Source organism: Nanhaiella sioensis (assembly GCF_046557775.1).
Taxonomy (GTDB): Bacteria; Bacillota; Bacilli; order Bacillales; family SM2101; genus Nanhaiella; species Nanhaiella sioensis.
Genome location: NZ_JBKAEG010000001.1, coordinates 1,390,409 through 1,417,312 on the forward strand (window position 1 = coordinate 1,390,409; position 26,904 = coordinate 1,417,312).

24 protein-coding genes are annotated in these 26,904 nt (G+C 34.6%); 9 read left to right on the forward strand and 15 right to left on the reverse strand.

Translation table 11 applies throughout. The annotated features are described in order from the left end of the window. Positions 1-143: 143 nt before the first annotated feature. The gene (yfhS, locus tag V1503_RS06480; RefSeq protein WP_214480489.1) at positions 144-320 is read left to right on the forward strand and encodes a mother cell protein YfhS; all 177 of its coding nucleotides are present in this window, start codon (positions 144-146) and stop codon (positions 318-320) included. 25 nt (positions 321-345) lie between these two features. On the opposite strand, the gene mutY is transcribed toward yfhS, so the two are convergent. Further along, positions 346-1,440 (reverse strand): A/G-specific adenine glycosylase, encoded by a 1,095-nt coding sequence (gene mutY, locus V1503_RS06485; RefSeq protein WP_410625682.1) that lies wholly within the window; start codon positions 1,438-1,440, stop codon positions 346-348. Between the two features lie 41 nt (positions 1,441-1,481). After that, a complete protein-coding gene (locus V1503_RS06490; RefSeq protein WP_214480491.1) occupies positions 1,482-1,775 on the reverse strand; it encodes a hypothetical protein in 294 nt (97 codons plus the stop codon). Positions 1,776-1,918: 143 nt separating this feature from the next. Here V1503_RS06490 and V1503_RS06495 point away from each other — a divergent pair, with 143 nt between their 5' ends. The 3 genes from V1503_RS06495 (at position 1,919) to V1503_RS06505 (ending at position 3,473) form a co-directional block, all read left to right on the forward strand. Continuing rightward, complete coding sequence (locus tag V1503_RS06495) at positions 1,919-2,896, forward strand: metal-dependent hydrolase (RefSeq protein WP_320258995.1); 978 nt, start codon at positions 1,919-1,921, stop codon at positions 2,894-2,896. Between the two features lie 213 nt (positions 2,897-3,109). Continuing rightward, the gene (locus tag V1503_RS06500; protein ID WP_214480493.1) at positions 3,110-3,274 is read left to right on the forward strand and encodes a small, acid-soluble spore protein K; all 165 of its coding nucleotides are present in this window, start codon (positions 3,110-3,112) and stop codon (positions 3,272-3,274) included. Positions 3,275-3,311: 37 nt separating this feature from the next. Then, complete coding sequence (locus V1503_RS06505; protein WP_214480494.1) at positions 3,312-3,473, forward strand: YpzG family protein; 162 nt, start codon at positions 3,312-3,314, stop codon at positions 3,471-3,473. A 43-nt stretch (positions 3,474-3,516) separates the two neighbouring features. Here the strand turns inward: V1503_RS06505 and V1503_RS06510 are convergent, their stop codons facing one another. Both V1503_RS06510 and V1503_RS06515 read right to left on the reverse strand, forming a co-directional pair. Continuing rightward, positions 3,517-3,849: a YfhH family protein gene (locus tag V1503_RS06510; RefSeq protein WP_320258997.1), complete on the reverse strand. Its 333-nt coding sequence runs from the start codon at positions 3,847-3,849 to the stop codon at positions 3,517-3,519. A gap of 284 nt (positions 3,850-4,133) precedes the next feature. Beyond that, positions 4,134-5,798, reverse strand: a complete 1,665-nt coding sequence (locus tag V1503_RS06515; protein ID WP_410625686.1) for an L-lactate permease — start codon at positions 5,796-5,798, stop codon at positions 4,134-4,136. A 593-nt stretch (positions 5,799-6,391) separates the two neighbouring features. Here V1503_RS06515 and V1503_RS06520 point away from each other — a divergent pair. After that, entirely contained in the window at positions 6,392-7,063 is a 672-nt protein-coding gene (locus V1503_RS06520; RefSeq protein WP_214480496.1) for an SDR family NAD(P)-dependent oxidoreductase, read from the forward strand. A 609-nt stretch (positions 7,064-7,672) separates the two neighbouring features. Here the strand turns inward: V1503_RS06520 and recX are convergent. After that, positions 7,673-8,500, reverse strand: a complete 828-nt coding sequence (gene recX / locus V1503_RS06525; RefSeq protein WP_410625690.1) for a recombination regulator RecX — start codon at positions 8,498-8,500, stop codon at positions 7,673-7,675. Between the two features lie 91 nt (positions 8,501-8,591). Here recX and V1503_RS06530 point away from each other — a divergent pair, with 91 nt between their 5' ends. The 3 genes from V1503_RS06530 (at position 8,592) to V1503_RS06540 (ending at position 10,231) form a co-directional block, all read left to right on the forward strand. Next, positions 8,592-9,500 carry a TIGR01777 family oxidoreductase gene (locus tag V1503_RS06530; protein WP_410625692.1) on the forward strand — a complete coding sequence of 303 codons (909 nt, stop codon included), beginning with the start codon at positions 8,592-8,594 and terminating at the stop codon, positions 9,498-9,500. 133 nt (positions 9,501-9,633) lie between these two features. Next, positions 9,634-9,765: a YfhE family protein gene (locus V1503_RS06535; protein ID WP_214480500.1), complete on the forward strand. Its 132-nt coding sequence runs from the start codon at positions 9,634-9,636 to the stop codon at positions 9,763-9,765. 274 nt (positions 9,766-10,039) lie between these two features. After that, positions 10,040-10,231, forward strand: a complete 192-nt coding sequence (locus V1503_RS06540; protein ID WP_214480501.1) for a YfhD family protein — start codon at positions 10,040-10,042, stop codon at positions 10,229-10,231. Positions 10,232-10,338: 107 nt separating this feature from the next. Here V1503_RS06540 and V1503_RS06545 read toward each other — a convergent pair whose 3' ends face one another. Continuing rightward, a complete protein-coding gene (locus V1503_RS06545; RefSeq protein ID WP_410625695.1) occupies positions 10,339-10,836 on the reverse strand; it encodes a DoxX family protein in 498 nt (165 codons plus the stop codon). A 395-nt stretch (positions 10,837-11,231) separates the two neighbouring features. On the opposite strand from V1503_RS06545, the gene V1503_RS06550 reads away from it, so the two are divergent. Next, the gene (locus V1503_RS06550) at positions 11,232-12,053 is read left to right on the forward strand and encodes a Cof-type HAD-IIB family hydrolase (RefSeq protein ID WP_410629396.1); all 822 of its coding nucleotides are present in this window, start codon (positions 11,232-11,234) and stop codon (positions 12,051-12,053) included. Between the two features lie 115 nt (positions 12,054-12,168). Here V1503_RS06550 and V1503_RS06555 read toward each other — a convergent pair whose 3' ends face one another. The 9 genes from V1503_RS06555 to V1503_RS06595 all read right to left on the reverse strand — a co-directional run bounded on the left by V1503_RS06555 (position 12,169) and on the right by V1503_RS06595 (position 26,900). Next, positions 12,169-12,456, reverse strand: a complete 288-nt coding sequence (locus V1503_RS06555) for a GNAT family N-acetyltransferase (protein ID WP_410625697.1) — start codon at positions 12,454-12,456, stop codon at positions 12,169-12,171. A 465-nt stretch (positions 12,457-12,921) separates the two neighbouring features. Then, positions 12,922-13,758, reverse strand: a complete 837-nt coding sequence (locus V1503_RS06560; protein ID WP_410625700.1) for a GNAT family N-acetyltransferase — start codon at positions 13,756-13,758, stop codon at positions 12,922-12,924. Positions 13,759-14,233: 475 nt separating this feature from the next. Beyond that, complete coding sequence (locus tag V1503_RS06565) at positions 14,234-15,169, reverse strand: aldo/keto reductase (RefSeq protein ID WP_410625702.1); 936 nt, start codon at positions 15,167-15,169, stop codon at positions 14,234-14,236. A gap of 140 nt (positions 15,170-15,309) precedes the next feature. Beyond that, the gene (locus tag V1503_RS06570; RefSeq protein ID WP_410625705.1) at positions 15,310-16,641 is read right to left on the reverse strand and encodes a glycoside hydrolase family 30 protein; all 1,332 of its coding nucleotides are present in this window, start codon (positions 16,639-16,641) and stop codon (positions 15,310-15,312) included. 19 nt (positions 16,642-16,660) lie between these two features. Beyond that, positions 16,661-19,969, reverse strand: coding sequence for a cellobiose phosphorylase (locus tag V1503_RS06575; RefSeq protein ID WP_410625706.1), 3,309 nt, complete (start codon positions 19,967-19,969; stop codon positions 16,661-16,663). A 185-nt stretch (positions 19,970-20,154) separates the two neighbouring features. Continuing rightward, positions 20,155-21,681 carry a response regulator gene (locus V1503_RS06580; protein WP_410625708.1) on the reverse strand — a complete coding sequence of 509 codons (1,527 nt, stop codon included), beginning with the start codon at positions 21,679-21,681 and terminating at the stop codon, positions 20,155-20,157. Between the two features lie 21 nt (positions 21,682-21,702). Further along, on the reverse strand, positions 21,703-23,532 hold the full coding sequence (locus V1503_RS06585) for a sensor histidine kinase (protein ID WP_410625711.1): 1,830 nt from the start codon (positions 23,530-23,532) through the stop codon (positions 21,703-21,705). Positions 23,533-24,144: 612 nt separating this feature from the next. Continuing rightward, on the reverse strand, positions 24,145-25,803 hold the full coding sequence (locus V1503_RS06590; protein ID WP_320259007.1) for a type 2 periplasmic-binding domain-containing protein: 1,659 nt from the start codon (positions 25,801-25,803) through the stop codon (positions 24,145-24,147). A 197-nt stretch (positions 25,804-26,000) separates the two neighbouring features. Beyond that, the gene (locus V1503_RS06595) at positions 26,001-26,900 is read right to left on the reverse strand and encodes a carbohydrate ABC transporter permease (protein ID WP_214480509.1); all 900 of its coding nucleotides are present in this window, start codon (positions 26,898-26,900) and stop codon (positions 26,001-26,003) included. Between the last annotated feature and the right edge of the window lie 4 nt (positions 26,901-26,904).

A 26,904-nucleotide genomic window follows, 5' to 3' on the forward strand; every position in this document is an offset into this window, starting at 1 on the left:
TCCTTTTCCTTCATTCACATTCTGATGAATATTTTATCACATCATTGATTCAGATGAACAACTTCTAGAATTCAGTATAATTAATTATAAGAAAAGTAAAAATAACAAAGGGAGAAATAACGCGGAAAAAAGGGGTGAATAACATGTATACAGGTCGTGATTTAACAGAGTTATCAATGATGGCAAAAAACAAATGGAAGAACGAAGAATTGTCTTTTTTTCATCATTCGCTACAGCAAATAACACCATATTTAAATGTGGAAGGTCAAACAATCCATAGAGAGATTATTGAAGAGATCGAGTCAAGAGGAGGAGTATAACATTCTTAACTCGAATAGTAGAAGCTTACCTTAACATTTTAAATTGTTCATATATACGTTGATGTGAAACAGGAAAAGCGTATTTCTCCATTTCTTCATTTGTTACAATTTCACAATCTAGTGTCTTATCCACATTCTCAATGATCTCTCCTTGATATACAGTAATGTTCCATATAAGATGTGTGAAAACATGTTCAATAGTTGTTATTTGACTACCTATTTTACAATTCACCTTATACTCACTCTCAATAAAGGCTTTTATTTGTTCTTTTGCTGTCCCTAAGTCTGTAAACAGCTCACAATTTGGAAATTCCCATAAGTTAGCCAAAAGACCCGTTTTCGGTCGTTTATGAATCAAAATTTTGCCATCCTTCGTTGTTAACACAACCGCTACCATCGATTTACGTTTAGGAGGTTTCTTTTTGCTTTTAACTGGAAGGTCACTTTGTACACCTTCAGCTGTTGCTCGACAATGTTCCCGAACTGGACATAATAAACAAGCTGGCTTTCCTGGTACACAAATCAATGCTCCTAGCTCCATTAAAGCTTGATTGAAGTGTGATGGATTTTCCTTTGAGATCAAATCTCTAATTATTTCTTCAAATATTTTTCTCGTGCTAGTTTTAGCTATATCCTCCCAAATAGACAAAATCCTTGATAATACCCGCATTACATTTCCATCTACTGCAGGCTCTGGTATATCATAGGCGATACTTAATATAGCACCTTTCGTATATGGTCCTATCCCCTTTAGCTTTGATATTTCTTCAGGTTTATTTGGAACGACGCCATTATATTTCTCATTCACTTCTTTTACTGCAGTATGTAGGTTACGTACTCGTGAATAATAACCAAGTCCTTCCCAAGCTTTTAACACTTCATCTTCATTCGCTTCTGCTAGCACTTCAATCGTAGGAAACTTATCAATAAATCGTTTAAAATATGGGATTACAGTGTCAACTCTCGTTTGTTGTAACATGATTTCCGATACCCATACTTTATAAGGATTTTGATCCTCTCTCCAAGGTAACTGACGCTGTTCCTTTGCAAACCAATAAAGTAGATCATCTTGAAATTGTTCAATGTTAAAGTTTTCTAAAATATTGTCATAATATTTCACGATATACCTCCTAGATGTTACACTTAAGATGAAATTGATACCTAGCTAACAATAGCCCAACTGTGTATGTTTTTTAATCCACCATCGACAAAGTTCTCAAATTGACCAAAAATAGAATGATTTTTTTGCTTACGAACTTTTCGAAGTGCAAAATAATGAGATCTTGTAGGAAGATAAAATGATTCAATATAACCGCTAGAAGTTCTATACCATTCAATCTTTGCTGCTTCAAATTCTGTTAGAAAGAATAACACATCTTCCATAACTTGTTCATATTGATAAATATGGAGATCATTTATAGGATACTCAATAAACATCTTTAAACTTTCTTCCATTAAAAAAACCCCTTTAGAAATCTTGGTATTTGGTTACATTAAATAAGAATAGAGCAAAAACCAATATGTTTGTATTGATATGTTCTTCTGTTCTCCAAAAACGCTCAAAATGCCATATAATATTCCATTAAGGAGGATCAAGATTGGATACTGGAACACATATAGTTATGGGAATTGCTATCGGTGGTTTAGCAACTCTTGATCCGATAGCAGGAGCTGATTCAATAACTGCACAAGGCATCATGATAGGAGCTATTGTTGGCTCACTTGCACCAGATCTAGATACAATATTGAAATTTAACAATGCAAAATACATTCGAAATCACCGAGGTATTACACATTCTATTCCTGCGGTATTACTATGGCCTTTGTTGATCACTTTCGTTTTATATTTTATATTTCCTAGTGGGAATGTGCTACATATATGGATTTGGACATTTCTAGCTGTAATCCTCCATGTTTTTGTCGACATTTTTAATGCTTATGGGACACAAGCTCTGCGACCTTTTACAAAAAAATGGGTTGCTCTAGGCGTAATAAATACCTTCGACCCTTTTATTTTCATTATGCATATTCTTGGTATTTTTGTATGGAAGCTAGGTGCATATCCAGGTTATACTTTTTTGACAATGTATATGATAATTGCTATCTACTATGTGATACGACTAGTTAAACAGCGACAAATTACTAAATCAATTTTAAAACATCATAAAGATGTCGAAAGTATAACCATATCTCCTACCTTTAAATTTAATCAATGGCATTTGGCTATAGCTACAAAAAATAACTTTTATGTAGCAAGAGCTATGGATGATGATATTATTTTACATGATAAATATGAAAAGCAACCTGTTCCTGATTCACCGATCATTGATGCTGCTAAAAAAGATGAAAACTTATCAGCATTTTTATCATTCTCGCCCATTTATCGTTGGGTAATCAATGAATTTGATGATTATTATGAAGTGAAATTTATTGATTTACGATATCGTAGCAAAGGACATTACCCATTCGTCGCAGTTGTTCAGCTTGATTTAGACTTAAATATAATAAGCTCATATACAGGATGGGTATTTAGTGATCAAAAGCTTAGAAAAAAATTAAACATGATGACATACTAAGCTAGACTTCTATAAGGGTCAGACTACACACTTTCAATAAAGTTGCCACATCTGACCCTTCCCCAAGCTGTTGTAGGAATTAGTAGAAAAAAGATAACCGTCTATTATTTGTTTATCCGCAAATTCCCATTTCTACACATACATATACCCCATGTATCTCCTCATACTAATAATGTGTTCCTGAACACATCTACACTTAGGAGGCGGAGAGATTTGGTAAGAAATAAAACGACAGGATTTCCAAATCAAAACAACCAAAAGTTCGAAGGAGAACCACGTGCGAAAGCTGAGTATGCATCTAAACGAGCAAATGGAACGATTAATACTCACCCTCAGGAAAGAATGAGGGCTTCAGGTCAAAGGCAAAACTCTTATTGAATAAGCATTACTTTACCTTAACCTTGGAGGTGTGATAGTGGCTAAGCATACTAAAAAACGTTTTTTTGATAACCGTTATTCTAACCCGTATCAACAGCCAGGTGCTAACCCTAAACATGCTCACGCTCAAGTGAATGGTGAAACACAGCAAGCACAAAACTTAATCATATTAGAAAATCAAACGAGAAAGCGCAGTTAATAATTTTATGTGAAGACAAAATAAGAGAGGGGTATACCCTCTCTTACTTTGTATCCTTCACTTTTTTCCCTAGCATTGAAATTGGAATACCTTCCTCAATATCTTCTTGACCAGTTCGATTCCCCCAAACGAATATGCCATTTAAATATTTCACTACAAAATGAACCCCTACATCGCCTTCTAATTCATATACTTCACCAGGTAGAAAATCTTCAGGATTTAATAAGTAAGCCTTTGCTATAACAGCTTTTCGCTCTAGTACAGCAAATTCATTAACCATGCCAAGTTGTTCCGCTTTACGTGCTTTTTCCAAAAGGGATCCAATTTCACTCTTAAGTTCAAACTCAGACATTTCACTAAAACGTTTCTCAACCATGTGTAGCTACACTCCGTTATCGTATTAATGAACTCATGGGAAATGACAATCAGGTGAAGTAGTTCCCCCACCTGATTACCCATCTATCCATATTTATAATTATTAATGACTTCGATCTAATTTTTATTGCTATTGTTATTAAATAGAAATAGCTATGTGATTGTCATCTTATAAAAGGAAAAATGAAGCCAATAGTGTTACTCCTTTGTATAAAATTACAACAATCAATGTGATAATAATCTATTAATAGTATAATGCATTTTTATTAAGATACAAAGCATGATTTAAACAATAAATGAAATAATTAAACCTATGATACCTGCTGTTATGGCATAAAATAACATCGGAATAATCGTAAAACGGATAATTTGGCCCTCTTTACCTAAGAGCCCTACAACAGATGCAGCAGCAACTACATTCAGTACACAAACCATGTTACCCGCATTTGCCCCTAATACTTGTTGTGACAATACTAATTGATTACTTACACCAATTTGATCAGCAACACTAAATTGGAATAACGAGAACATCATATTACTAAACGTAGCACTACCTGATATAAATGAACCTAGTGCCCCAATAATTGGTGCAACAAGAGGCCAAGCATTACCAACAGCATTTGAAACCATTAGAGCTAACTCCATTGGCATACTTAATAAATCCGCACTATTTTCCCCCGAGTTTATGAAAATCCGAACCATAGGCAAAGCTGTACCTAGTGCGATCGCACTTCCTACTAGCGTTTTTGCTGAAGTAACAAAGGATTGTTTAACTGCTGTTGCTGACATACGGTGAAGAAACACCGTTATTAATACGACTACGAGAAAAACAGTTCCCGGTAAATATAACGGCTCGAATGAATTACTTATGTTTGTGCCAAGAATATTACCCATACCAACCTTTACTGAACGGAGCATATCTTTAAATGGCAACACATCAATACGTGTAAGAACGAGTAACAACGCTACTAACAAATAAGGAATCCATGCCATTAGTATAGAAAGTGATTGTTTACCTTCATCTTCTGTCTTTATATGTTCATTAATTTCATGTTGCTGTTCATTATCACCAAAGTCCCAATGCTTTGTTGGTAAAAGGAAACCTTTTTTAGCGGCAGGTATAACGATAGCTAGACCAACAAGTCCACCGATAATTGATGGGAACTCTGGCCCAAGGAAGGTGGCGACGATAAAGGCGGGCACAGTAAAGCTTAACCCTGCAAACAAAGCAAATTTCCACACTTGTAAGCCTTCCTTCCAAGAACGGTTTTCACCGAAAAAGCGCGTTAAAATGACAACGAGTATTAAAGGAATAAATGTCCCAATAAAAATGTCCATTGAAACAGCTTGTTTAGCAACATTTTGTAAATATACTCCTAATGAATCAGTACCAAGTGATTCGACCACTTGAGTTGCAACTGAGGAACCTTGTTGAAGACCTTGATTGACTCCAACAATCACTGGTGTACCAACTGCACCAAACGATACAGCACTACTATCTGCAATGAGTGCTAAAACAACTGCGGCTAAAGGAGGAAAACCTAATGCAACTAGTAAAGGTGCCCCAATGGCAGCAGGCGTTCCAAAGCCAGCAGCTCCTTCAATAAACGAACCAAATAACCATGCTATAATAATGACTTGTACACGTCTGTCTTGTGTAATTCCTAAGAATCCATTACGAATTGAATCCATTGCACCACTATTTGTTAACGTATTAAGCAATAAAATTGCACCGAATACAATCCACAAAATTGAAATAGTTATAATCCAACCTTCAATTGTCGCAGCTGCAACTTGAACAAAAGGCATCTTCCAAAAGAGTAACGCCATAATGCCTGTTAGAACTAAACTAATCGGCATAGCCTTTGTTGCAGGTAACCTTAAAATGACTAAGAAAATAAAAACTGCTAATATAGGGGATGAAGCCGTAATAATTTCTAAAAAATTCATATCGATATCACCTTTTTCATTTATTAAGAAAGCTGTTTCCTCATCGATTGTCGGTTTTAGTACTACGAAAAGAAAAAAAGTACACTGTTCTTTAAATCATGTCGTCCATATATAACTACTTCTTCACGGTTCTATTTGTAAAGGTTAAGTTTACGAAAAGAGCCATTTAGAAAAGTACATACTTCTAAACAATACTTAAACAAGCCTACATTCTCTGTAGGCAAAAGTAACAAATCGTAACGTTTGTCATAAAAGTGTAAAGCAAATGGGACAGTGCTTATTCATTTTAAATAAGACGGCAGTAACTGCCTGAAGTAATAACTACAAAATTAGATCATCTAATCTAAACACACAGATCATTATACTCGAACTATGTGCTGCATTTCACAATCTTTTATGGCTTATTTGTGAACGTATTTGATTATAGTTTATGTAAAGCGTTTTCTTGATAAAAAGTATTCTTAACGAATTCATAAAATAATTTTCATTCAAAGGATATTTTCACAATATTTATTAGTTTAAGCATAGTTGTGGTAAAATATCAATAAAATTTTGAACCATAACGATTTATAAACGCATAAGGAGAATTCAACATGACAGAAACAATCTTAATTACTGGAGCTGGTTCCGGCTTAGGGCAAGAACTTGCCGTCCAATACAGTCAAAGTGGAAAGAATATTGTCTTAACTGGCAGATCACTAGATAAGCTTTACAAAGTTCAATCTATGATCAATGAAGCTGGCGGACGTGCCTTTGTATACAAAATGGATATACGCAATGGTAATGAAATCGAATTACAAATTCCTAACCTATTAAAGGAATATAATGTGTCAACGCTAATTAACAACGCTGGCATAGGTTACTTCGGTAGCTTAACAGACCTAACATATTCAAATATTAATGATATGATAGAAACAAATGTAACTGGAACTATCAATTTAACAAAGGCATGCCTACCTTATCTTTTATCATTACCAAAAGCCAAAGTTATGAACATTATATCCACCGCCGGTTTGCGAGGAAAAGTGAACGAATCTGCTTATGTAGCTAGTAAGTTCGCTGTTAGAGGTTTCACTGAGAGTTTAATTAAAGAATTAGAACATACTTCTGTATCATTGACAGCTGTATATATGGGTGGTATGGACACACCATTTTGGGAAGAATCCGACCATATTAAGGATAAAAATCGCCTTCGGTCACCTTCAGAAGTTGCACAAAAAATCATTGAACTAGACGACGGTCGTCCAGAAATTATTATAGAGTGATGAGGAAAGTAAAGCGAACTCAATTCTTACCTAACACTAGCCCCGGCTTTTGGTAGAGTGCAATCGTCCATATTTCGGGTCAAATTTTCTGTTATATGGGTCAATTCACTGTATTTACGGGTCAATTACTCAGTTATATGGGTCAATTATTCAGTTATACGGGTCAATTCACCGTATTTAAGAGTCAAATATGCGATTAGTATTGGAGTCAAAGACTATGAAGGAGTTTTTTGGCGAAATGGTGAAGTGACCTCGAGTGGGATAGGTGCTCGAGCTGGACAACCTGAAATACAGAGCCGATTGTTCAGACTCGACAAGCGTTGGAAGCTATTCAGCTGATGACGCTTTTTGTCTTCTGTTGAATAGCTGAAACGACTTAAGAGGCTAGGAGGCGGAGCTGGACAATATAAAAGCGCGGCGCCTCGTTCATCCCCGACAAGCACTGGAAGCATTTCATTAGAAGGCGTATTTTGCCTTCAGATGAAATGGTGAAGTGACCTGGAGATAGGTGCTGGAAGCTGGACAACCAGAAATGCAGAGCAGATTGTTCATCCCCGACACGTAATAAAGTCACTTAATGACGCTTTTTGTCTTCTAGTCTTATACCTATTACTCAAAGGGCTTATTCTTTTGAATAAATTCTTCAATTAACTCAATAGAAAATCCTTTGCGGTACAGTGCTTGCTTCAACTTTTGCTCATATTCCCATCCGGTATATTTCTTCAGACGGTTGTTTATCTTGTTAGCTTGATGCTGTAACGCCTCCAATTCATTATTTTCTTCTTGGCCAGAAATTTGTGAAATCTCTTCAATTACAATTTGTATAATATCCCAAGAAAACCCTTTTCGAACTAAAGTTTGTTCAATTTTTTGTTTTATGTTTAGTATTGAAAACTTAGCACTTTGTTTAGATATTTTCTCGGCATGTTTCATTGCGTGTTGAATTTGCAACTCAGTAGTATAGGTATTCATTGCTTTTTCTGCATACTTTGCCGAAATTCCTTTTTCATTCAATTCTCTTTTTATTTTATCAGGACCTTTTATAGACGTTTTAATTTGTGTTTGTACGTAAGACAACGCAAATTTCTCATCATCTACATAATTAGCTTCTTGTAACTTATGTACGACCTCTTGAATGATCTGCTCTGGGACTTCATTTTTTTTCAAATAATCATCAATTTCTTTAATCGACCTTATTCGATATGACAAATATCTTAATGCAACATTATGAGCTTTTTTCACATCATCTGCAAACTGAATTTCTCCAACATCTAGCTCATCAATTTCTTTGCCTTTTGTAAGATTATATTTTATAAGAACATCTTGATCGACGCTAAATGCATATTCTTCACCTTTGCCTCGATCGAGATAAACATTATATCGCTCCGAGTTCTTCTTTTGCGTAACTATTTTTGTTATAAAAGCCAAACTTATCACCCCTCCTTTAATTTTAGCAAAAAATTAGTGTTAAAAGGAGTATACGATTTATAATGAAGAAAATGGTACTTAATGGTTAGGAGTGAGCGGAGTGAAAATAGCAATTGCTGGTGGTACAGGGTTTGTTGGTAAAGCAATTACGCAATATTTTGTTGATCAAGGACATGAATGCTTCATTTTAACTAGAAAGGAAAATTTAATTCATAATAATCCACTTATACACTACGTGACATGGCTTAATGATAATAGTAACCCTGAGGGTCAGTTGAACGGAATGACTGCTTTTATAAACTTAGCGGGTGAGTCTCTTAATAGTGGTCGGTGGACTGAAAAACGTAAAAAAAGAATTGTTAATAGTCGACTCGAAGCCACGAATGAAATAATTAGAATCATTGCAAATTTAGAAATAAAACCTGATATCTTAGTAAATGCAAGTGGAATCGGTATCTACGGTACATCTGAAGCTCTTACTTTTACAGAACAGGATGAAAACATCGGAACTGATTTCCTCGCAAAGACAGTTTCAGCATGGGAAAACTCGGCTAATGATTTACAGTCATATAATGTCCGAACAGTATTTGCTCGGTTCGGAATTATCCTCGGAAAAAGTGAAGGTGCATTACCTAAGATGACGACTCCATACAGGCTGTTTATCGGAGGGACTGTGGGTTCAGGAAAGCAATGGCTATCTTGGGTTCATATCGATGATGTATGTCAGGCTATCGCTTACGTTATTAGTAATAAAAACGTGCACGGGCCAGTTAATATTACTGCACCTAACCCTGAAACGATGAAAGAGTTTGGCATTAAAATAGGAGAAGCTTTGAGAAAACCTCATTGGCTCCCTGCGCCAGCTATCGCCCTTAAGCTACTACTCGGCGAAATGAGTATGCTTATTGTAGAAGGGCAAAAAGTTTTGCCAGATGTCCTTACAGCAGAAGGTTTTACATTTTGTTATCAGCATTTAGAGGATGCGTTGTCAGCATTGCTAGTGAAATAACTACTTACCATCACCTTGCATGATTTAACCTAACAAAGAGATACTCATATGAAAAAGGATTCAATGATTTATGCATTGATAATCATATGTATGGTGACACTAAAAATACTTACCTGAAAAAGGGGGTTGAATGATGGTAGACAGAAAAAAAAGACGCGATAAGACAAAAAGCACATTAAGTAATGCACAAGAAGTTTCGTATGCTAGAGATTTTAAAATGGCTGATCAAGCTGGTGGATTCACAAGTAAACAAGCCCATCATTAACGATGACTCTGAATAACAGCCTTGACAAAAAACTGTAGCTTTATCATGCATATTTTACCTAAATCTGTTCACCCTATTAATGTTTGTTAAAGAATCTTTTGTAGTGTTTTTTAGAGTTTTTAAAGACTGTTATTGTTAATAAAGAAAAGTCGTTATGAATACTGCATGTATACGGATTTAATTGTTAACAGCAACAAGGTCAACACATCGAAACAGCTTTACAGTTAAATTAAAAAGTTTAGTTCTTAAAATAATTAACAGGAGTGATCGTATTATGGGTAGAAGTCGTGGACAAAATTCGCGAGATAAAAACAAGGCAGGTCTTCCACAAGTCCCTAGAAATTTGAAGTTTGATGGGATTAACGAGGAATTTTCACGGGAGCTGGCTGATCAAGAGGATTTAGAAGCTCAAGCCCGTGCAGATGCAGCAGGCATAAGACAAAGTAAAGCTAGACAAAAAGGTTAAGTGATAACTCCCAGCTGGGGTTAGTTTACTTTAATAAAATCAAACTAAAGGTCTGAACTTCACTATACACGATGTGTATAAATTAAAGGTTCAGACCTTTTACACGACTATTTAGGTAATTGCTTAAAATTAATGCTCTCTTTTCCTTGTCGGTTTCTAACGTAATTAATTACAAACCGATCGACACCCCAATAATAGCTTGCTGTCCCTACGCCTAATAATATAAATGCTACAGTATATAGAATCGGATTTGTACTAGTTGTTCCAGCTAATAAAAAATTTAGGTTCATAAATGCTCCTGCAATTAATGCTGGAATAGTTGCAGCACCTAAGATTAGTCCTATACCAACTAATAGTTCCCCCCAAGCTACTAAAAAGTTAAATAACCCTACATTAGGAACCGCCACATTTTCTAAAAATGTTGCATACCACCCTTGTACAGCTGGATGATCTCCTGAAGCTTTACCGATAGCACCTTGCAGATAACCAGACGCATCAAATTCACCTGTAACTTTCTCCCAACCTGCTTGTATCCATTGTACCCCTAACCAAATTCTAAGTAATGTCCATAAAACTGCCATTTTAGGACCCTTTATCCAAGACATCATTATTCAACTCCTTTGGTTTGTGAATGTTTTCACATGCAATCTTACTAAACCACTCAATATACGACTAAACCAATACCCTTGAAAAAGAGAAAGTTTATTATTTTATCTTCCTCATTTCTAATATATACCATTAGCATTATATCTACAATATAATGTAACATCATTTCACAGTTTCTTCATAACATCACTCAACTTGTTATATATTTTTCATTATGTACAACTGTACAAGTATAAGATCCTAGGAAACATAAGTGTATACGCTAATACATTATATTGCTTTAATACATTTTCATTACTATAAAAATGTACTATTTTTTTCATTTCTAATAATTGTTTATTTGTAGTAGTATAATAGAGTTCAAGCAAACAAGAAAGGAACTACCAAGATGACTATTCAATATAAAATGATTGTACTTGATTTAGACGATACCTTGCTCAGAGATGATCAAACTATATCCCCCCGCACAAAAAATGCATTAATGATGGCACAAGAAATTGGCGTGAAAGTCGTTCTTGCTTCTGGACGTCCAACATTTGGAATGCTTCCAATTGCATCAGAGCTTCAGCTAGAAAAATTCAGAAGTTATATTCTGTCATATAATGGAGCAAAAATCATTGATTGCCATACAAAAGAAGAATTATATAGCAATGTACTTTCACCAGAAACGGCTCACCGTTTGTACGATTTAAGTGCGCGGGAAGAAGTTGCAATCTTAACGTATGTGGGAGATTCAATTGTGACAGAAACACCAAATAAATTTTCCACCATCGAAAGTCAGTTAACAGGATTACCAGTGCAACAAGTAAGCAGTTTCAAAGAGGCAGTCAGTGATTCTGTCGTGAAAACATTAATGTTAGCAGAGCCTGAAAGGTTAATAGCAGTAGAGAACAAGCTACAAGCTGAGCTAGCTGGGGAATTATGTGTCCTGCGATCAAAACCTTTTTTCTTAGAATTTACATCTTTAGGTGTTACAAAAGGAGCCAGTTTAGATTTCCTCATTAAGCAGCTCGGAATAAAGCAAGAAGAAGTGATCTCATTTGGTGATAGCTATAATGACCTTACGATGATTGAATTTGCTGGTCTTGGCGTAGCCATGGGTAATGCTCCTGATGACATCAAAGCAAAAGCAGACCTTGTTACCGATACAAATATGAATGATGGTGTAGCACAGGTTGTAGAGGAATATGTTATCAATAAAGTTTCACTCGTATAGAATACGAACAATCAGAGTGTATACACCCTATTCTTCGCCATTTCACTGGAAGGTTCATTTCTTTAGATGATATGGCGAAGTGACATAGGTTGCAAGTTAATGAGCAGTGTAGTGTTCACACCCACTCTCTTTTTAATAGTGAATATGAGTAATGATCATAGTACTTCCCACGATATAAGTGTTTTTCACGATGGATTCCTTCATTTTGGAACCCTAAAGATTTTAGTAAATATTTAGATTGATCATTCTCTATCGCCACAAATGCATTAATTCTAATTAGATTCATATTGTTAAAGGCACTATCAATCGTAGTAGTCAAGGCTTCCTTCATATATCCTTGCCCCCAATAATCAAGCCATAAATCATAGCCAATTTCCGCAATATGATTATAAGGTCCCAGCAATGGAATCCACATGTACGTAATTGTTGATTATCTTCTTTTCTAACGATACACTATCTATTTCGACCTTTTGCCTCAGAATGACTATAATCTCTTATAAACTCTTTTGCATCATCCATACTCGTATACAATTCTTCATCATATAGATATTTACAAACTTCTTCGTTACTAGAGGCTACTTACGCATTAGTTGTTCCTTTTCGTAAAAAGAACTAAACACGAATATGAATAACGTTTGGGGCATCTTTTCTTCTATAAAACGGTGACAATTTCAGAAAACCTTTTTGTTGTTGTAGTTTTGTATAAATAATAACTTTCCTTACGAAAAGAGCCTAACTAAATAGCTTATATACAAACGCTACATCTTTTTCGTCTACTTGTCTTGAACACAGTCTTTCCGTCTCTAGGTTGGTGAAATTTTTGTAATTACACATTCTATCATACCTACTCTTTCCTTCTATCTATCATTCAACTTTTAACGAATAAAAATTCGTAACTGATATAATCGTACTCTAATGTAAAGCCAATACTTTCAGCAACAGCAATTGAAGGTTTATTCATTTCCATGCAATCCCAATAAGGCACGATACTATTTTTAAGACAATGATAAACAAATTGATGTGCTACTTTTTGCCCAAGCTTTTTTCCTTGATACGCAGTTAGTGTTTCAATAGCTATGCCATGAACGTTATGACCTACAAATCCTGATATACATAAACTTACAATTTTATTTTGATGAACAATACAATAACCAATTCCCTTATTAAAAAAATCAGTTAGTGTTTCCCAAAGCTCCAAGATTTTAGCTTGTAAAAATTCAATGTTTTTAATAGGGACTTCTCTGTTATAGAACATAGATTTTGTCACTTTCATTGTCACATAATCTTGATCGACAGATGGTTCATGCTCTGGTTTGAAGTGGTCCTTTCTCAGCTTATATACTCTTTGATTCCAGCTCATCAATTCTCTATGTTTAAATAGATTTTCTAGTGTCTTATTCCAGCCAGAATGAGTGGCCATTGCTTCAAAGTAATCCAATCCTAATCCAACAGCATCTGGTAAAATCTTAGTATCTATAAATTTATTTAGACTCAAATTAAATTCTTCATTATGGGGGTTTCCAAAAAAGATAAATCCATCATTGTTCCCTAACCAAATAACCCCAGATGAAGGAGATATGGTATTATCTACAAATATGCGCCCTGGATTATTTCCTTCAATAATTGCTGAAGCCTCTACCTGTCCTTGTTCACTAATTAACGATTTACATTTAATAAAATCAACCTTATCTAATTCAGTAATCATAGCGTCTCCTCCTGTCTTACAATTATATCTGCATCAATAAAATGATAATATATAAGAAATTAGTATAATTGTTTTTTACCTCGCTATAATTGTTGCTTTTCGTAATACGAGTTAAACTCGAATATAACTACCATTCTTTGCATCTTTTCTTTCTCAGTAACAAAATTTACGAGAAACGCCTTCACTTAAAACATTTTCTAAGTATTATCTAGTCAAGGTTTCCCTATTCTAGTTAAAAAACAATACATCAGGCAACTGGTGGCGACTCTGCCCTAACAAATTAAAATGACCCTGCCTATAAAGGTTAGGGTCATTAAGTAAGGCTCTTTCATAAAATTTGTTGCTAATTAGACTAATGTAACGTTTTAAATGAGAAAAGTTACCACGAATGCTTTGTGTATTCGTATTTATTTCTTAGTACGATAACAAAAAATCTATTCGAAAACAGCTTTAGCTAAAAAACCTAACAATAAAATTACCAAGGTAACGGCTCATCTTTAAGTTCTTTCTCCCAAAGGTGTCGGATTTGTTTTACATCCTCATCCGACAATACCATCTCAGTTGCTGATACGTTTTCTGTCAATTGCTCAATATTTTTACACCCAGGGATTACGGTTGATACTTCAGACCTAGCTAGAATAAAACGTAAGGCAGCCTGTGCCATAGTTGCTCCATCAGCTGTTAAAAATGATAACTGCGTCAATAAGTTTGCTCTTGTTTCAATTTGTTCTTTCGACCAACGGCTGCGTACACCTTCAAATGTACTATGTGCATTATATTTGCCAGAAAGCCAACCAGAATCTAGTGGGACTTTAATAATAAGACCAACACCTTTGTCTTTTGCTAGTTGGAATGCTTTTGCGGGCTCCTGATGGAAGATGTTATACATGACTTCAATCACTTGGCTGTTTGTTGTTTCTAGTAATTCAAATAATTCACGGCTGGAATCAACCGATGCACCATATGCACGGATTTTTCCTTCTTCTTTTAAACGTTCTAGCAATTCATAATGCGGACTATTTCCATTTAGAAATTCAAATGGCGGATTATGCAATAAGATCGAATCGACATAATCAGTATTTAAACGCTTTAAGCTAGCTTCAAGAGATTGTCTTAATAAACTCACATCAAAATCTTGAACATTATTAGGATGATGACCAAATTTAGTATTAATAATTACTTGATCTCGCTTGCCCTCCAACGCTTTGCCGAGTAACTCTTCGCTTTTTCCTAACCCATAGTTAGGAGCTGTATCAAAAAAATTACAACCTTGACTAATTGCATCGTGAATTAGTTGAACCGCATACTCTTCACTCATTTCCCCCCAATCTTGTTTGTTGCCTAATTGCCATGCACCGAAGCCTACCTCTGATACTTGTATTCCTGTCTTCCCTAGCTCTCTATAGTTCATATTAATCACCTTTCATTCTATTAGGCTCTTTTTCGTAGGTTTGTCGAATATAACAAGAAAAACGGGTGAAAGTACTATTATTTCACGTATAGTTACTTTCTCCCGTTTTATTATTAACTCTATATGATAGCCCCAGTTGTTTATATAAGTACTGTTGTAATTGAATGCTCTGGTAATACTAGCTCTGAATGTTTACCATCTAATAAAATACTAATTCTTTCATCTTTGTCAGTAGCGTTCATCATAACTACTGCAATTGAACCGTCTTCATTTTGAAATGCAACTGTTTGTAGTGAATCATTATTTAATTCATGTCCAATTCTTGTTGCATTTGGCTTAACGTATTTACTGAAATGACCAATATAATAATATGAGCTATTATAATGAACTTCACCTGTTTTTGTATTAACGATAATAGGTGCATCACAATAATTACCTACATGATTTGGCCCACCTTGTTCATTTAGCACGATATTCCAGTCAAGCCAGCCCTCAAGCCAATTATTAAAATCACCAATCATATTTCGAGCATAACGTTCCCCTGTATGCCATGCACCAAGCTGTACGCCACCTTCGATACATCCTTCTGTAAAAATAAGATGCTTATCAGGAAAATCATCATGAATTTTTGATAAGTTTTCAAATTCCTCTGAAACATACCAATGGATGCCTGTTCCCCAAATATAATTTGCAGCACCAGAATCTGAAAGAATTGTTTTTGCACGTTCATATGCGATATCCCGGTTATGATCCCAAATGATAATCTTTTTGTGCCCTAGACCTTCTTCTTCCATTGTAGGACCTAGATAATTTTTAACAAAATCTCTTTCTTCCTCAGCAGTATAACGACATGAATCCCAAACCTGAGTAGCTTCTGGTTCATTTTGGACAGTAATACCCCAAATGTTAATACCTTCTTCTTCCATTGCTTTAATATATTTTGTGTAATAAAGAGCCCATGTTTTGTAGTATTCTTCTTTTAATTTGCCCCCATGATTCATGTCATTATTTGTTTTCATCCACGCTGGTGGACTCCAAGGTGAAGATAGTATTGTCAACTCTTCACCTCTTGAACTAATAGCATCCTTAATTAATGGAAGAACATATTTATGTTCACGATCAATTGAAAATGTTGTCAATTCTATATCATTTTCTTCTACATACGTATAATTCTCAAGTGCAAAATCACAGCTATGGATATGTGTTCTTCCAAGTGAGTACCCTAAACCCTTCTCAGGATGAAAATAGCTTTCAATGATGCTCCTACGTTCTTCTTCTGGAATTTGGGACAATGTATAAGCAGCGGCCTCGGTAAAGGCTCCTCCGAATCCAATGATTTTTTGATATTTTGTACTTTTGTCAATCGTTAGGACATTATTAGACTTCGGTTGACCAGCTAAAAGCTCTACTGTTCCTTTATCTTCAAAACGCTCGTTACTGTTCTTTGCTGTTTGTATGACTTTCATTTGCATAGTATTTACACCTCAAAATTTAGTTTAAATGTACGTCTATTTTGTTAATATTTCCTTCACGGATTAGCAGTGCATATTGCTCTTCCACCTTCTCACCTTGTACTTCGACAGATGAGCTATCACTGTGTAACACATACTTTGTTATTTTTGCACCGTTCTCACCAAATGTATCCTTGCGATTCGGGTTATGATAAGTAACTTTTGTCTTCCCTAAGAAAGTAAATTCAACTTGATTATTATTATCAAATAGCCATTCTGGAAGTATAGGCTGTAGCGTTAACATTAGTTGCCCTTCCTCAACAGTAAATAATGTTTTACCTGTCATCATCATTTGCCACATCGTTAAATATTCAGCTGTTGTTCCACTTAATCTCGCTACAAACCCTTGTCCGTGTACAGTTGGATCTGGATTACAACTACTAGCAATAAATGATGAATGCTCTAGTACACTTCTTCCATACACCTCAGGATTCATAAATGGTGGCAAGGCAGTTCTTAAATCCTCGAAAAACTCATCATATAGACCTGCTTTTAATGCACTCAATATATACTTGAACTCCATATGCATAAAGATAGATTCACGTTCTAGCCAACCAGGGGTAAATGCTCTAGAACGACCAATTTCGAATGTTTCATCTTCAAGTGAACTTGATGTTTTGTACATTTTCAAGTCACGGTCAAACATGTCAGAAGCCTTCACTTTTGTATAAGTATCTGATGCTTCTTGTTTTGTCATACTCTTTAATGCTCTTGCAGGACCTTCTAAGAAATGTGGTAATGTGTGAACCGTAAATGACGTTACTTCTACTAGCTGTTGACCTTTGTCATTCAGAATTAATGAGCCATCAGCTGCCGTTCTCTCAACATAATGTTCTGCCTCAAAGTAGAAATATGTTGGTACGAGACCATTTCCAAGCTCTTTTGCTTTAGTGATCCCCTTGTGTATTTTAGTTAAATAAATCGTGACCATTTCCTCTATAGTAGCTAAAGAAACAGCTGCTTCTTCCCCACTGAAGCCTGAGCGAATAGCTTCTCGATACTGTTCGCGTGCAAATGTAACAGCATTCCAATAATGATAATCATCTACAGAATTTGTTATAGACTCATTTATTGCCTTATTCACGCTTTCAAACAGTTTATGCACTTCAACTGGAAGTGAAATCGAGCTTTCTTCAGATGTTGCAGCAGCAACCTTCACAAATTGAAGCAGTCGTTTCAATTCAAATGTCTCACTCATACCAGATCCAAAAAGCCCTGGCAAGCCGTTCATTGAATCATTCCAACCTGGCTTGTTAGCCTCCATCTCAACTCCCATACCGTATGGATCTAATGTAGCAAATTTCACAAGGCTCAAATTAAATAATTTCACAAACAAGTTTGTTGTATATTCTTCTCCACTTTTCGTTGTTAACCAATTTCCACTTGTGGCTTGCTCTTCTTCAAGTATCGCTCCATACTGTCGAACTTTATCGTTCGCAAGTACGTACTTTTCAGACCTTGGCTTGACGAACACAGGGCTATAAAAATATTTATATGATTGGTCTTTAAACAGTAATGAAGCTTTATTTTCTGGGAATATTTTTAAATAATTTTCTATTAAATCAAGGTTGTATGTCCAGTGATCCATCCAATAACCTTCACCAAATTCAGCTTCAATGTTTTGTTTACTTTTAGAGAGTATAACCGTTAAAAAGTCCTCTAGAGAAGTTGATAGAGACAGTTGTTTATCTACAATTGTTTGTAATACATCTCCTGGTGTGAACGTCTTATTTAGCTTTTGCTTCATAAATTGACTATCTTCTAGAGAATTAAACAACTCGCTAAGCCACTCCATATCAGTCTTATCAACTAGCTCAAAGCTTGCACCTTTTACTACTAGTGGGTTGTAACCGTCAGCTTGGACAAGGCTCATAAATAGCTTAATATTGTAATCTCCAACCTCTGGATGGAAGAACACATCATTTCTTCTATTTTGATTTACATCACGAAAATTCCCATTTCCTTGTGAGAAAAATTCTGGCGCAAGGGAGAAAAAGTTATAGTCTCGTTCTAAATCTCCATGCTTACGAGAGTACACGTAGTAAACAAATGGATTTTGATCAGTTCCAAGTGTAATCGGATACCCTCCGCGCAAAATATTATCTAAATAGCTTTGCTTACTGTATGCATCAAATAACGGATGAGCAGTTTTAGTCGTAACATCTTCAGTTATATCATTCACGATCGTTTTTGCTTCTTCATATTTTAAATTAATAAATTTGGAAGTAACAATCTCATCTTTTTTGTTATTAACAATTTCTATGTCGTTCACGTGACCAATGATTGTATTTAAGACAACGTTTTCATCCGGTTGCAACGACGCCTCAAATGCTGAAAATCCACACGGCACTTTGTTGCTTGTAATTGGAGTCTTATCAACTAATTGCGAAACAGTATACTGCTCAAACATATTAGGATATGACATTGAACTATTGTGACCGAAGATTAGATCTCCATCTACAATAGGGGATAACAGCTCACCATCATTTACAAAGCTTAAATAAAAATGCCCCTTTGTAATTTCCTCAACTTCTGCAGTGTCATTAGTTGATGATCGTACACGATAATATGGAATGTTATTCTCGAGATTAAATACATCCATCCAGCTTTTTAGTGTATTCCCAACTGCTTTATAAGCTGCATCATCTATTCCAAATGGAATAATTGCTGGAAGGCCATCAAGAACCTCCATTTGCACTGCTTTGTCAGAAATATTCTCAATCTCAACTTTACGAATTAATGCACCAAAGTTTTCATTTGGAAGCGTGAAATATGTGACTACCGTTTTAATTCCACTTACTTCGTCAATCTCTTCAATCTTTAATTCGTTTTCTTTTATTTTCATGCTCCTACCTTTACCATTCGAACCGCCGTAGGAAGAGAACGGCTCAATGATAGATTCACCAGCTTCACCTTTAACCTTAATAAATGTACGAAAACCATTCATTGATACACGTTGGTATGCTTGGTTTGCCGGAAAAAATTCTGTAATCGCATGGTTTTTATCTTGAACACCAAAAGACACCATAGCTTGTCCACGATTTACATAAAATGCCCACATCGGAACACCGTAAAGACCTGCTACCCCAGGTAAGAAGCTTGAAAAAGTTTTTGCGTTATCGTAATCTTGAATGACAAAATAGCCTTCATTATCAAATTTGTATTTTTCCATAATTAACACCTCAATTAATGTTATTGAAATTACTTGTCCTAGTGCAAAATATCGTAGACCTCCATTTTGCACATACCTACCAATCGTAGGAAAATTTCCTTTTCCTTCAACCCTCATTTTTATTTCTCATCATTATTTTACCTTTGCTATAAGCACATCTTTAGATATATAATTTTGTATTCGGTTACAAAATTTTAGGGAGGGCAATAAACCTATAATAATTAAGAGAAATAACGAACTATTTTGTTCAGTTAATCACTGTTTACACAATGATTTTTAGGAATATTATAAAGTTAATTTACTTATTTTATTTTTTCACGATATTCCTTTGGTGATATGCCTTCAATTTCACGGAAAACTCGTGTAAATTGTTTTGGGTTTTTATAGCCTACTTGTTTACTAATTTCATAAACCTTCTCTCCAGTATCTACCAAGAGCAATTTTGCTCGGCGAATGCGTACCTTTTTTAAATAATCTACAAAATTAAGGCCTGTGTATTCTTTAAAAACATGACTGAAATATGAATAATTTAAAGAGATATAATTCGATACTACCGCCAAATTTAAATCCTTATGAAAATTATCTTCAATATATTGAAGTGCCTTATCCATATACTTTTGTTCGGAATAAACAGATTTAACTTGTTTAATATATTCATGTAATCGCATCGTCAAATCTTCAACCGCATGGAAATACTGATGGAAATCGTTAAAATTGTAGATATCTGCAACTTTGTGAACGAGCTGAAAATTCTCAATAGATTCTTCCCCAAGCTTTGCAAAAGATTTCTCGAAAACAAGTGTATTCAACTTTTTACCTATCGTTTCCATGTAACTAATATCATATTTTGATATTTTTTCGTAATCAAGAACGGCAAAAAGAAGTGTTTTAATTTCTTTTTCTCTCTCTGTCCCTAACATATTCGATATTTTATTAATTGCTTCAATCGGTGGCGCAATATTTTCTTTCCTATCTTTTATTTCTTTATACAAAATGACTTGCCTTTTAGGAAATAAAAACTGATATTTCACAGCATAGCAAGCTTCAATATAGGACTTCTTCAACTGCTTAATCTCTGCTCTCTTCTCACTTACACCAATAGAAAATGAAGGATATTTTTCTTTCTTAAATTGATCTTTTATAAAAGTAAATATACTCTCATTTCCCGTTATAACTACCGTATGTCCATCCTTATCTAAAAAACAAAAAATATCATCAGCATCATTTTTACGATATGTTGTAATTTGGTTTCTTATATGTTGAAGAAAGTCTTCTCCTTTTATTATGCGATCTTGTTCAATCACACCTACGTAATAACCATTTGAAAAAACATTAACGTTCATTTTTGTACAAATGTGCTGGACTTGTTCCTCTTGTATATTTGGATTTAATAATATGTAGTTTAATTGACTCGTCCGAAAATCATCTAAATGTTGATGTGAAGCTAAGCGATTTGTAGCTAGTTCATCAATTGTATGTTGCAAAGCTTCAAATAATTCTTGACGATTTACTGGTTTTAGTAAATAGTCTCTAACTTTACATTTAATCGCTGCTTTCGTATATTCAAAATCATCATAGCCACTTAAAATAAATAGGATTGGCTTATCTTCACTCGTATGAAGCTCTTTTATGAGTGCAATACCATCCATCCGAGGCATTTTTATATCTGTAATCAATATGTCTATGCTATTTTCACGAATCAATTCTAATGCTTCTACTCCGTCAGCAGCAACCATCGTATCGATGAGTTTAGAGAATTCCCTTTTGATCATCGCTTGAATACCTAATCTAATATTTTTTTCGTCATCTACTATTAATAACTTATACATTGTAGTTACCTCCCAGATGAGTTAACACGGTATTTTAATCATTACTTTTGTCTGCTGCCCTTTCACACTTTGAATTGACATCCCGTATTCGTTTCCATAATGTATTTTAATTCTTTCATGTACATTTCTAAGGCCGATACCGCTTCCATTTTCAGTTTCTTCTATGCGAGATGAAGGTAAACTTATCTTCTCATGCAACTCAGCAACTTCTTCTTGCGTCATACCTATCCCATTGTCCGTTATTTCAATATAAATATTTTTCATTTCAACCGAAGCTCTTATATCAATGATTCCTTGTTTGTTATATATGATCGGTGAAATTCCGTGCTTGATCGAATTTTCAACGATAGGTTGTAAGGACATTTTTAACACTTCATGTTCTTTCAATTCTTGGGGGATCGTCAGTGTTAATGTAAGACGATTGTCTAGACGTAAGTTCATAATATCAACATAGTTTTGTATGTGGCTTAGCTCTTCACCTAGACTTACAAAATCGTTCTTCCATTTTAAGTTATAGCGCATAATATCACCTAATGATGTGACAGCATCAGATACTTCGTAATTCCCCTCAATTTCAGACATCATTTTAATATTTTCTAACGTATTATAGAGAAAATGCGCATCTATTTGAGTTTTTAATGACCTTAATTCCGCTTCTTTTGTAATAGCTTGTTTGTTAACTGCATCTGCAATTAAACTATTAATTTTTCCTAGCATATTACGAAAATGGTTGGCAAGCTCTCCAAATTCACTACGTTCATCTACTGTAACATCCACTTCAAAATTTCCCTTTTCAACTTTTTTCATCGAATCTATAAGTAAATACATATTTTTCAATAAATAAGAGATTAATTTATACGTGATAATAGACAAAATAATTACTAAAAGGATAATACCACTTAATACTAGATTTCTCGTTTTAGCTGTTTCAGAATATATACTTTCAAGAGATGTAATACTTAGCATGTAGCTGTTTAACTCATCCATATATGTCGACACTGCGAGAAATCGTTTTTCATTATTCATAAATTGAAAGGATGAAGTTAACTGACTATCAGTTCCAACGAACTTCTCTCTCAATTCAATAATATTCAAGTTATTTTCTTGAATAAACTGATTAAAAGGATTATGAACTAAATTCAAGTTTTGATCAAATACAACAATTGCCGACTCGTTTTCGTTCACATTACTAAACATTTTCGGAAAAAAATTCTCTTGCAACATACTTATTTCAATAATCGCTAAGTGCTCACCTTTAGGGTATTCCAATTCTCTTAAAACAGAAATTTTCGCATCACTAATGTTGAGCGAGCGATTAAGAATGTCAACGTTGTCATTATCGAACCACCAAAGCTCTATGCCATTTCGATTCATTACTTCCTCAAACCACGGCTTATTATTTATACGACTTTCATCAAATATAATTGGCCACATTTCCTTAATATTAGGGTTAGCTGTATATATACGAATATCATTAATATTAGGGTTATTAAATTGCAACTTAATAATATTTGAAAACACATTTGACTTAAAATAAAGTAAATCAGTCGTATTACTATCATGGTTTTTTTTTATAAAATCAAGAAAATCACGATCTGAAATGACAATTTGCGCTGTTCTTCTCATCGTTTCAATATGGTTCATAATATTAATTTTCTCTAATTCTAGTAAATGCTCTTGCTTTTTGGTTACATCTCTAATTGCACTATTAGAGATTTGTTCAGTGTAATATAGCGTAAATGTGATAACTGGTACCATGATAATAACTATATAGAGTATAATTAATTTTGTTTGTAATGATAATGAACGCTGATTTAACCGATAGGATGCTATTTTCTTGAACATTTTCATTTGTTACACATCCCATAAAATGATAGTTATTTATATTATATAAGATTTTATTATAAAAAAGTGTGACAACTTCATTAGAAATGAAAATCTACCTTCAATTTCAGCTCATACCGCCTTTTGTTCCACCTATACACATGTAAAATTTCAGCAAACAATAATCGGAGATAGCTAAACAAATTTAAAAAAGATTTGTAGATACAAAGAATAAAGTTATAAAGCTGGCTCTAAAAATAAACATATCAATTGACTCTTAGTTTCGAGTGAAAATGACAATTTTGCTTTGTAGAATAATTCTTAAATCATCGTCTACGCATGAATTGTTGCTTTAGAAATAAGCCACTTTCGTATAGAGTGTTGTTTTCCTTACGATAAAAATTAACAAGTAAACAACTAAATTTCGTGGCATCTTTTCTTCTATAAAACAATGCCTGTTGAGTAAACGACATCTTTACCTTCTATTTTATTTTCGGAAAGAGCCTTTTGTTTTCAAAGAGCTTAATCACTAAATGGTATAACGAAAGGCAACCGTCACTCACCACCATTCTGTCTACAAGAAAAAAACTGCTTACTAAGGATAATTCCTTCGCAAGCAGCTTTTTTACTCTTGTATTATTATTTTGAAGCTTCGATTTTCGCTTTATTTTCTTCATATATTTTTTGTTGGTAAGCTTCAACTTTGTCTTGTCCTAAATCATCACGTTTCTTTAAGAACTCGTCAAAAATCTCATCAAATTCTTTATCAGATTCTGCAAGAATTAATTTTGGTAATGTTTTACCCCACTCTTGTGCAATCTTATTAGCCGCTACACCTTCTTCTGAGGTTCCTGTTGGATTCATACCATCAAACTCAGCAAAGCTAACTGTTTTCCCTCTTGTCCAATCTTCCATTTGTTTGAAAGGTGCTACAGCTGGTGGCATCCAAGGAAGGGTCATGTTTGTATCCATAAGCATCCAATATTTATGTGAAGCTCCAATTTCTAAATCAAATTTAGCACGGTCAGTATCTAATAACTCTTGAACATCAGCTGTGAACTGAGGTTTTCCGTCAACAACTTCGTATGTTTCATCTTCTATACCTAGGAAAGTATCTTTTTGACCTTCTTCACTAATTAAATAGCTCAAGAAGGCAATCGCTCTCTCAGGATCTTCTACTTCTTTAGAAATTAACGTTATTGTCCATCCAGAGATACTGTCTCCAGCAAGTGTTGGCTCATCACCGTTTGAGTTAGCTGGTCCGTCTACAGCTATATATACGCTGTTAGGGTCTTGAGCATATAATGCTTGCTGTTGTGCAGCCATATCACTACGTTGATATAACATTGCAAAGTATCTACCTTGTGCAATTTTTTCTTCCATTTGTGGGCGTTTATCAATAAAGATATCGTCAGATAGTAAACCTTTGTCACTTGCTTCTCTAAATGTTTTTAACCAAGCTAAGTATTCAGCATCTGTTCGACGGTCATATACTTCTCCATCTTTTTCCCAAGGAATTGCTAAGAAATTTTGTAAATAACCTTCTAATGAAGAGTTACCGACATCTGTAAACTCATTTAGTCCTAGTGGAATTAATGGTGCGCCGTTCACTTCAGGGAATTCCTCTTTTGCTGCTTCAAGAGCATTTAAGAATCCTTCTGGAGTGCTCATGTCAGGGCTACCAATTGCTTCATACATATCTTTTCTAACTAAGAACGTTTGGTTTGATGATTTAAACTCACTATATTTTTCAAAGTCTTTCGGTGAAGATGATGCGTTCGGATAGCCGTAAACGTTTCCATCTTCTTGTTTATACCATTCAAGCTTCGCACCATCTGCTACTTTAAAGAAGTAAGGATCGTATTGGTCAGCTAGCTCATTTAATGGATGTACTAATTCTCCCTCAATCATTTGCTTGACTGCATCTTCCCACCAACCGATTGTAATAAAGTCAGGTATTTTTCCAGAAGCAATCATCGTATTCATTTTTTCAATTTCATTACCTGCTGGCGCAAGGAAGTTAATTGATACTCCAGTTTTATCTGTTACATATTTTGAGATAGCATCTTCTCCCCATTTATGAGCAAACCATGAGAAGTTTACATACCAATCAAACTCTATAGGAGATGTATCAGCCTGCCATGCAGGTTCATCAGCAGTTCTTGTCGTTTTTTCTCCTTCGTCTTTCTGGGAAGCGGTTTCATTTGTTTCCTTACTTCCACATCCTGCAATAATGGAAAGAAATAGTGCTAACACTAATAATAATGATAAGCCCTTTAAAGAAAATACTCTTTTCATAATAAACCCCTTTCTTTTCCTTTTATAAGTTAGAATCTGTTTATGATACTCGTTAGTTAAATACTTTCATAAAGAAAGAGGAACAATTTATTCTATCATAACATCCATTCCTCTTTCTATTAAGTACTCAGTACCATTCAGAGTCCAATATATTTAAATATCTTTTTAAGTAAAAAGATATTCAAAACAAAATTATATTACCCTTTTACTGATCCAATTAACATTCCTTTAACAAAGTATTTTTGTAGGAATGGATATACTAGGACGATAGGCAATGTCGTAACGACCATCGTTGCTAGTTTAATAGATTGTGATGTAACAGTTCTCGTCGTTATGCCTCCAGGCGCATTAGCTAGCATCTGATTAGAACTGGATTCAGCTACTACCCTATATAAATACGTCTGTATCGGTTGTAAATCAGGATTATTAACAAATATTACCCCTGCAAAGTAGTCATTCCATTGATAAACACCTTGGAATAATGCTATCGTCGCAATAACAGGCATTGACAACGGAATAATGACTTTAATAAATATCATAAAATCATTGGCACCATCTATTTTTGCTGCTTCCTCTAGTGATGGCGGTAATTGTTTAAAGAAAGAGACGAAAATAATAAGATGGAAGAAATTAAACAATGTCGGGATAATGTACACAAGAAAATTATCAAATAAGCCAATATCTCTTATTAATAGGAAGTAAGGGATTAAACCTCCGTTAAAGAACATCGTAACAACACCGATAAACATGTATATCTTTCTACCAGTTAAATCTTTTCTCGAAAAAGCATACGCTACCATTGCGGTGAAAAACACATGTGCAATTGTTCCGATGACTGTCTTGGCAATTGTAACTCCAAATGATGTAACGATACCTTGGTTAGAAAATACTGCTGCATAGTTTTCTAGCGTAAATTCTCGTGGCCACCAGTAAATTCCTCCTTGCATCGCATCGACACCGTCATTTAAAGAATTTACTATAACATACCAAATTGGGTAAATGGTGATAAAACATATGAACAGCATTAATAATAAGTTAAAAGTATCAAAGATATATTCGCTTTTTGTTCTTCGATTCAATTTAAATAGCTTTAACATAAGT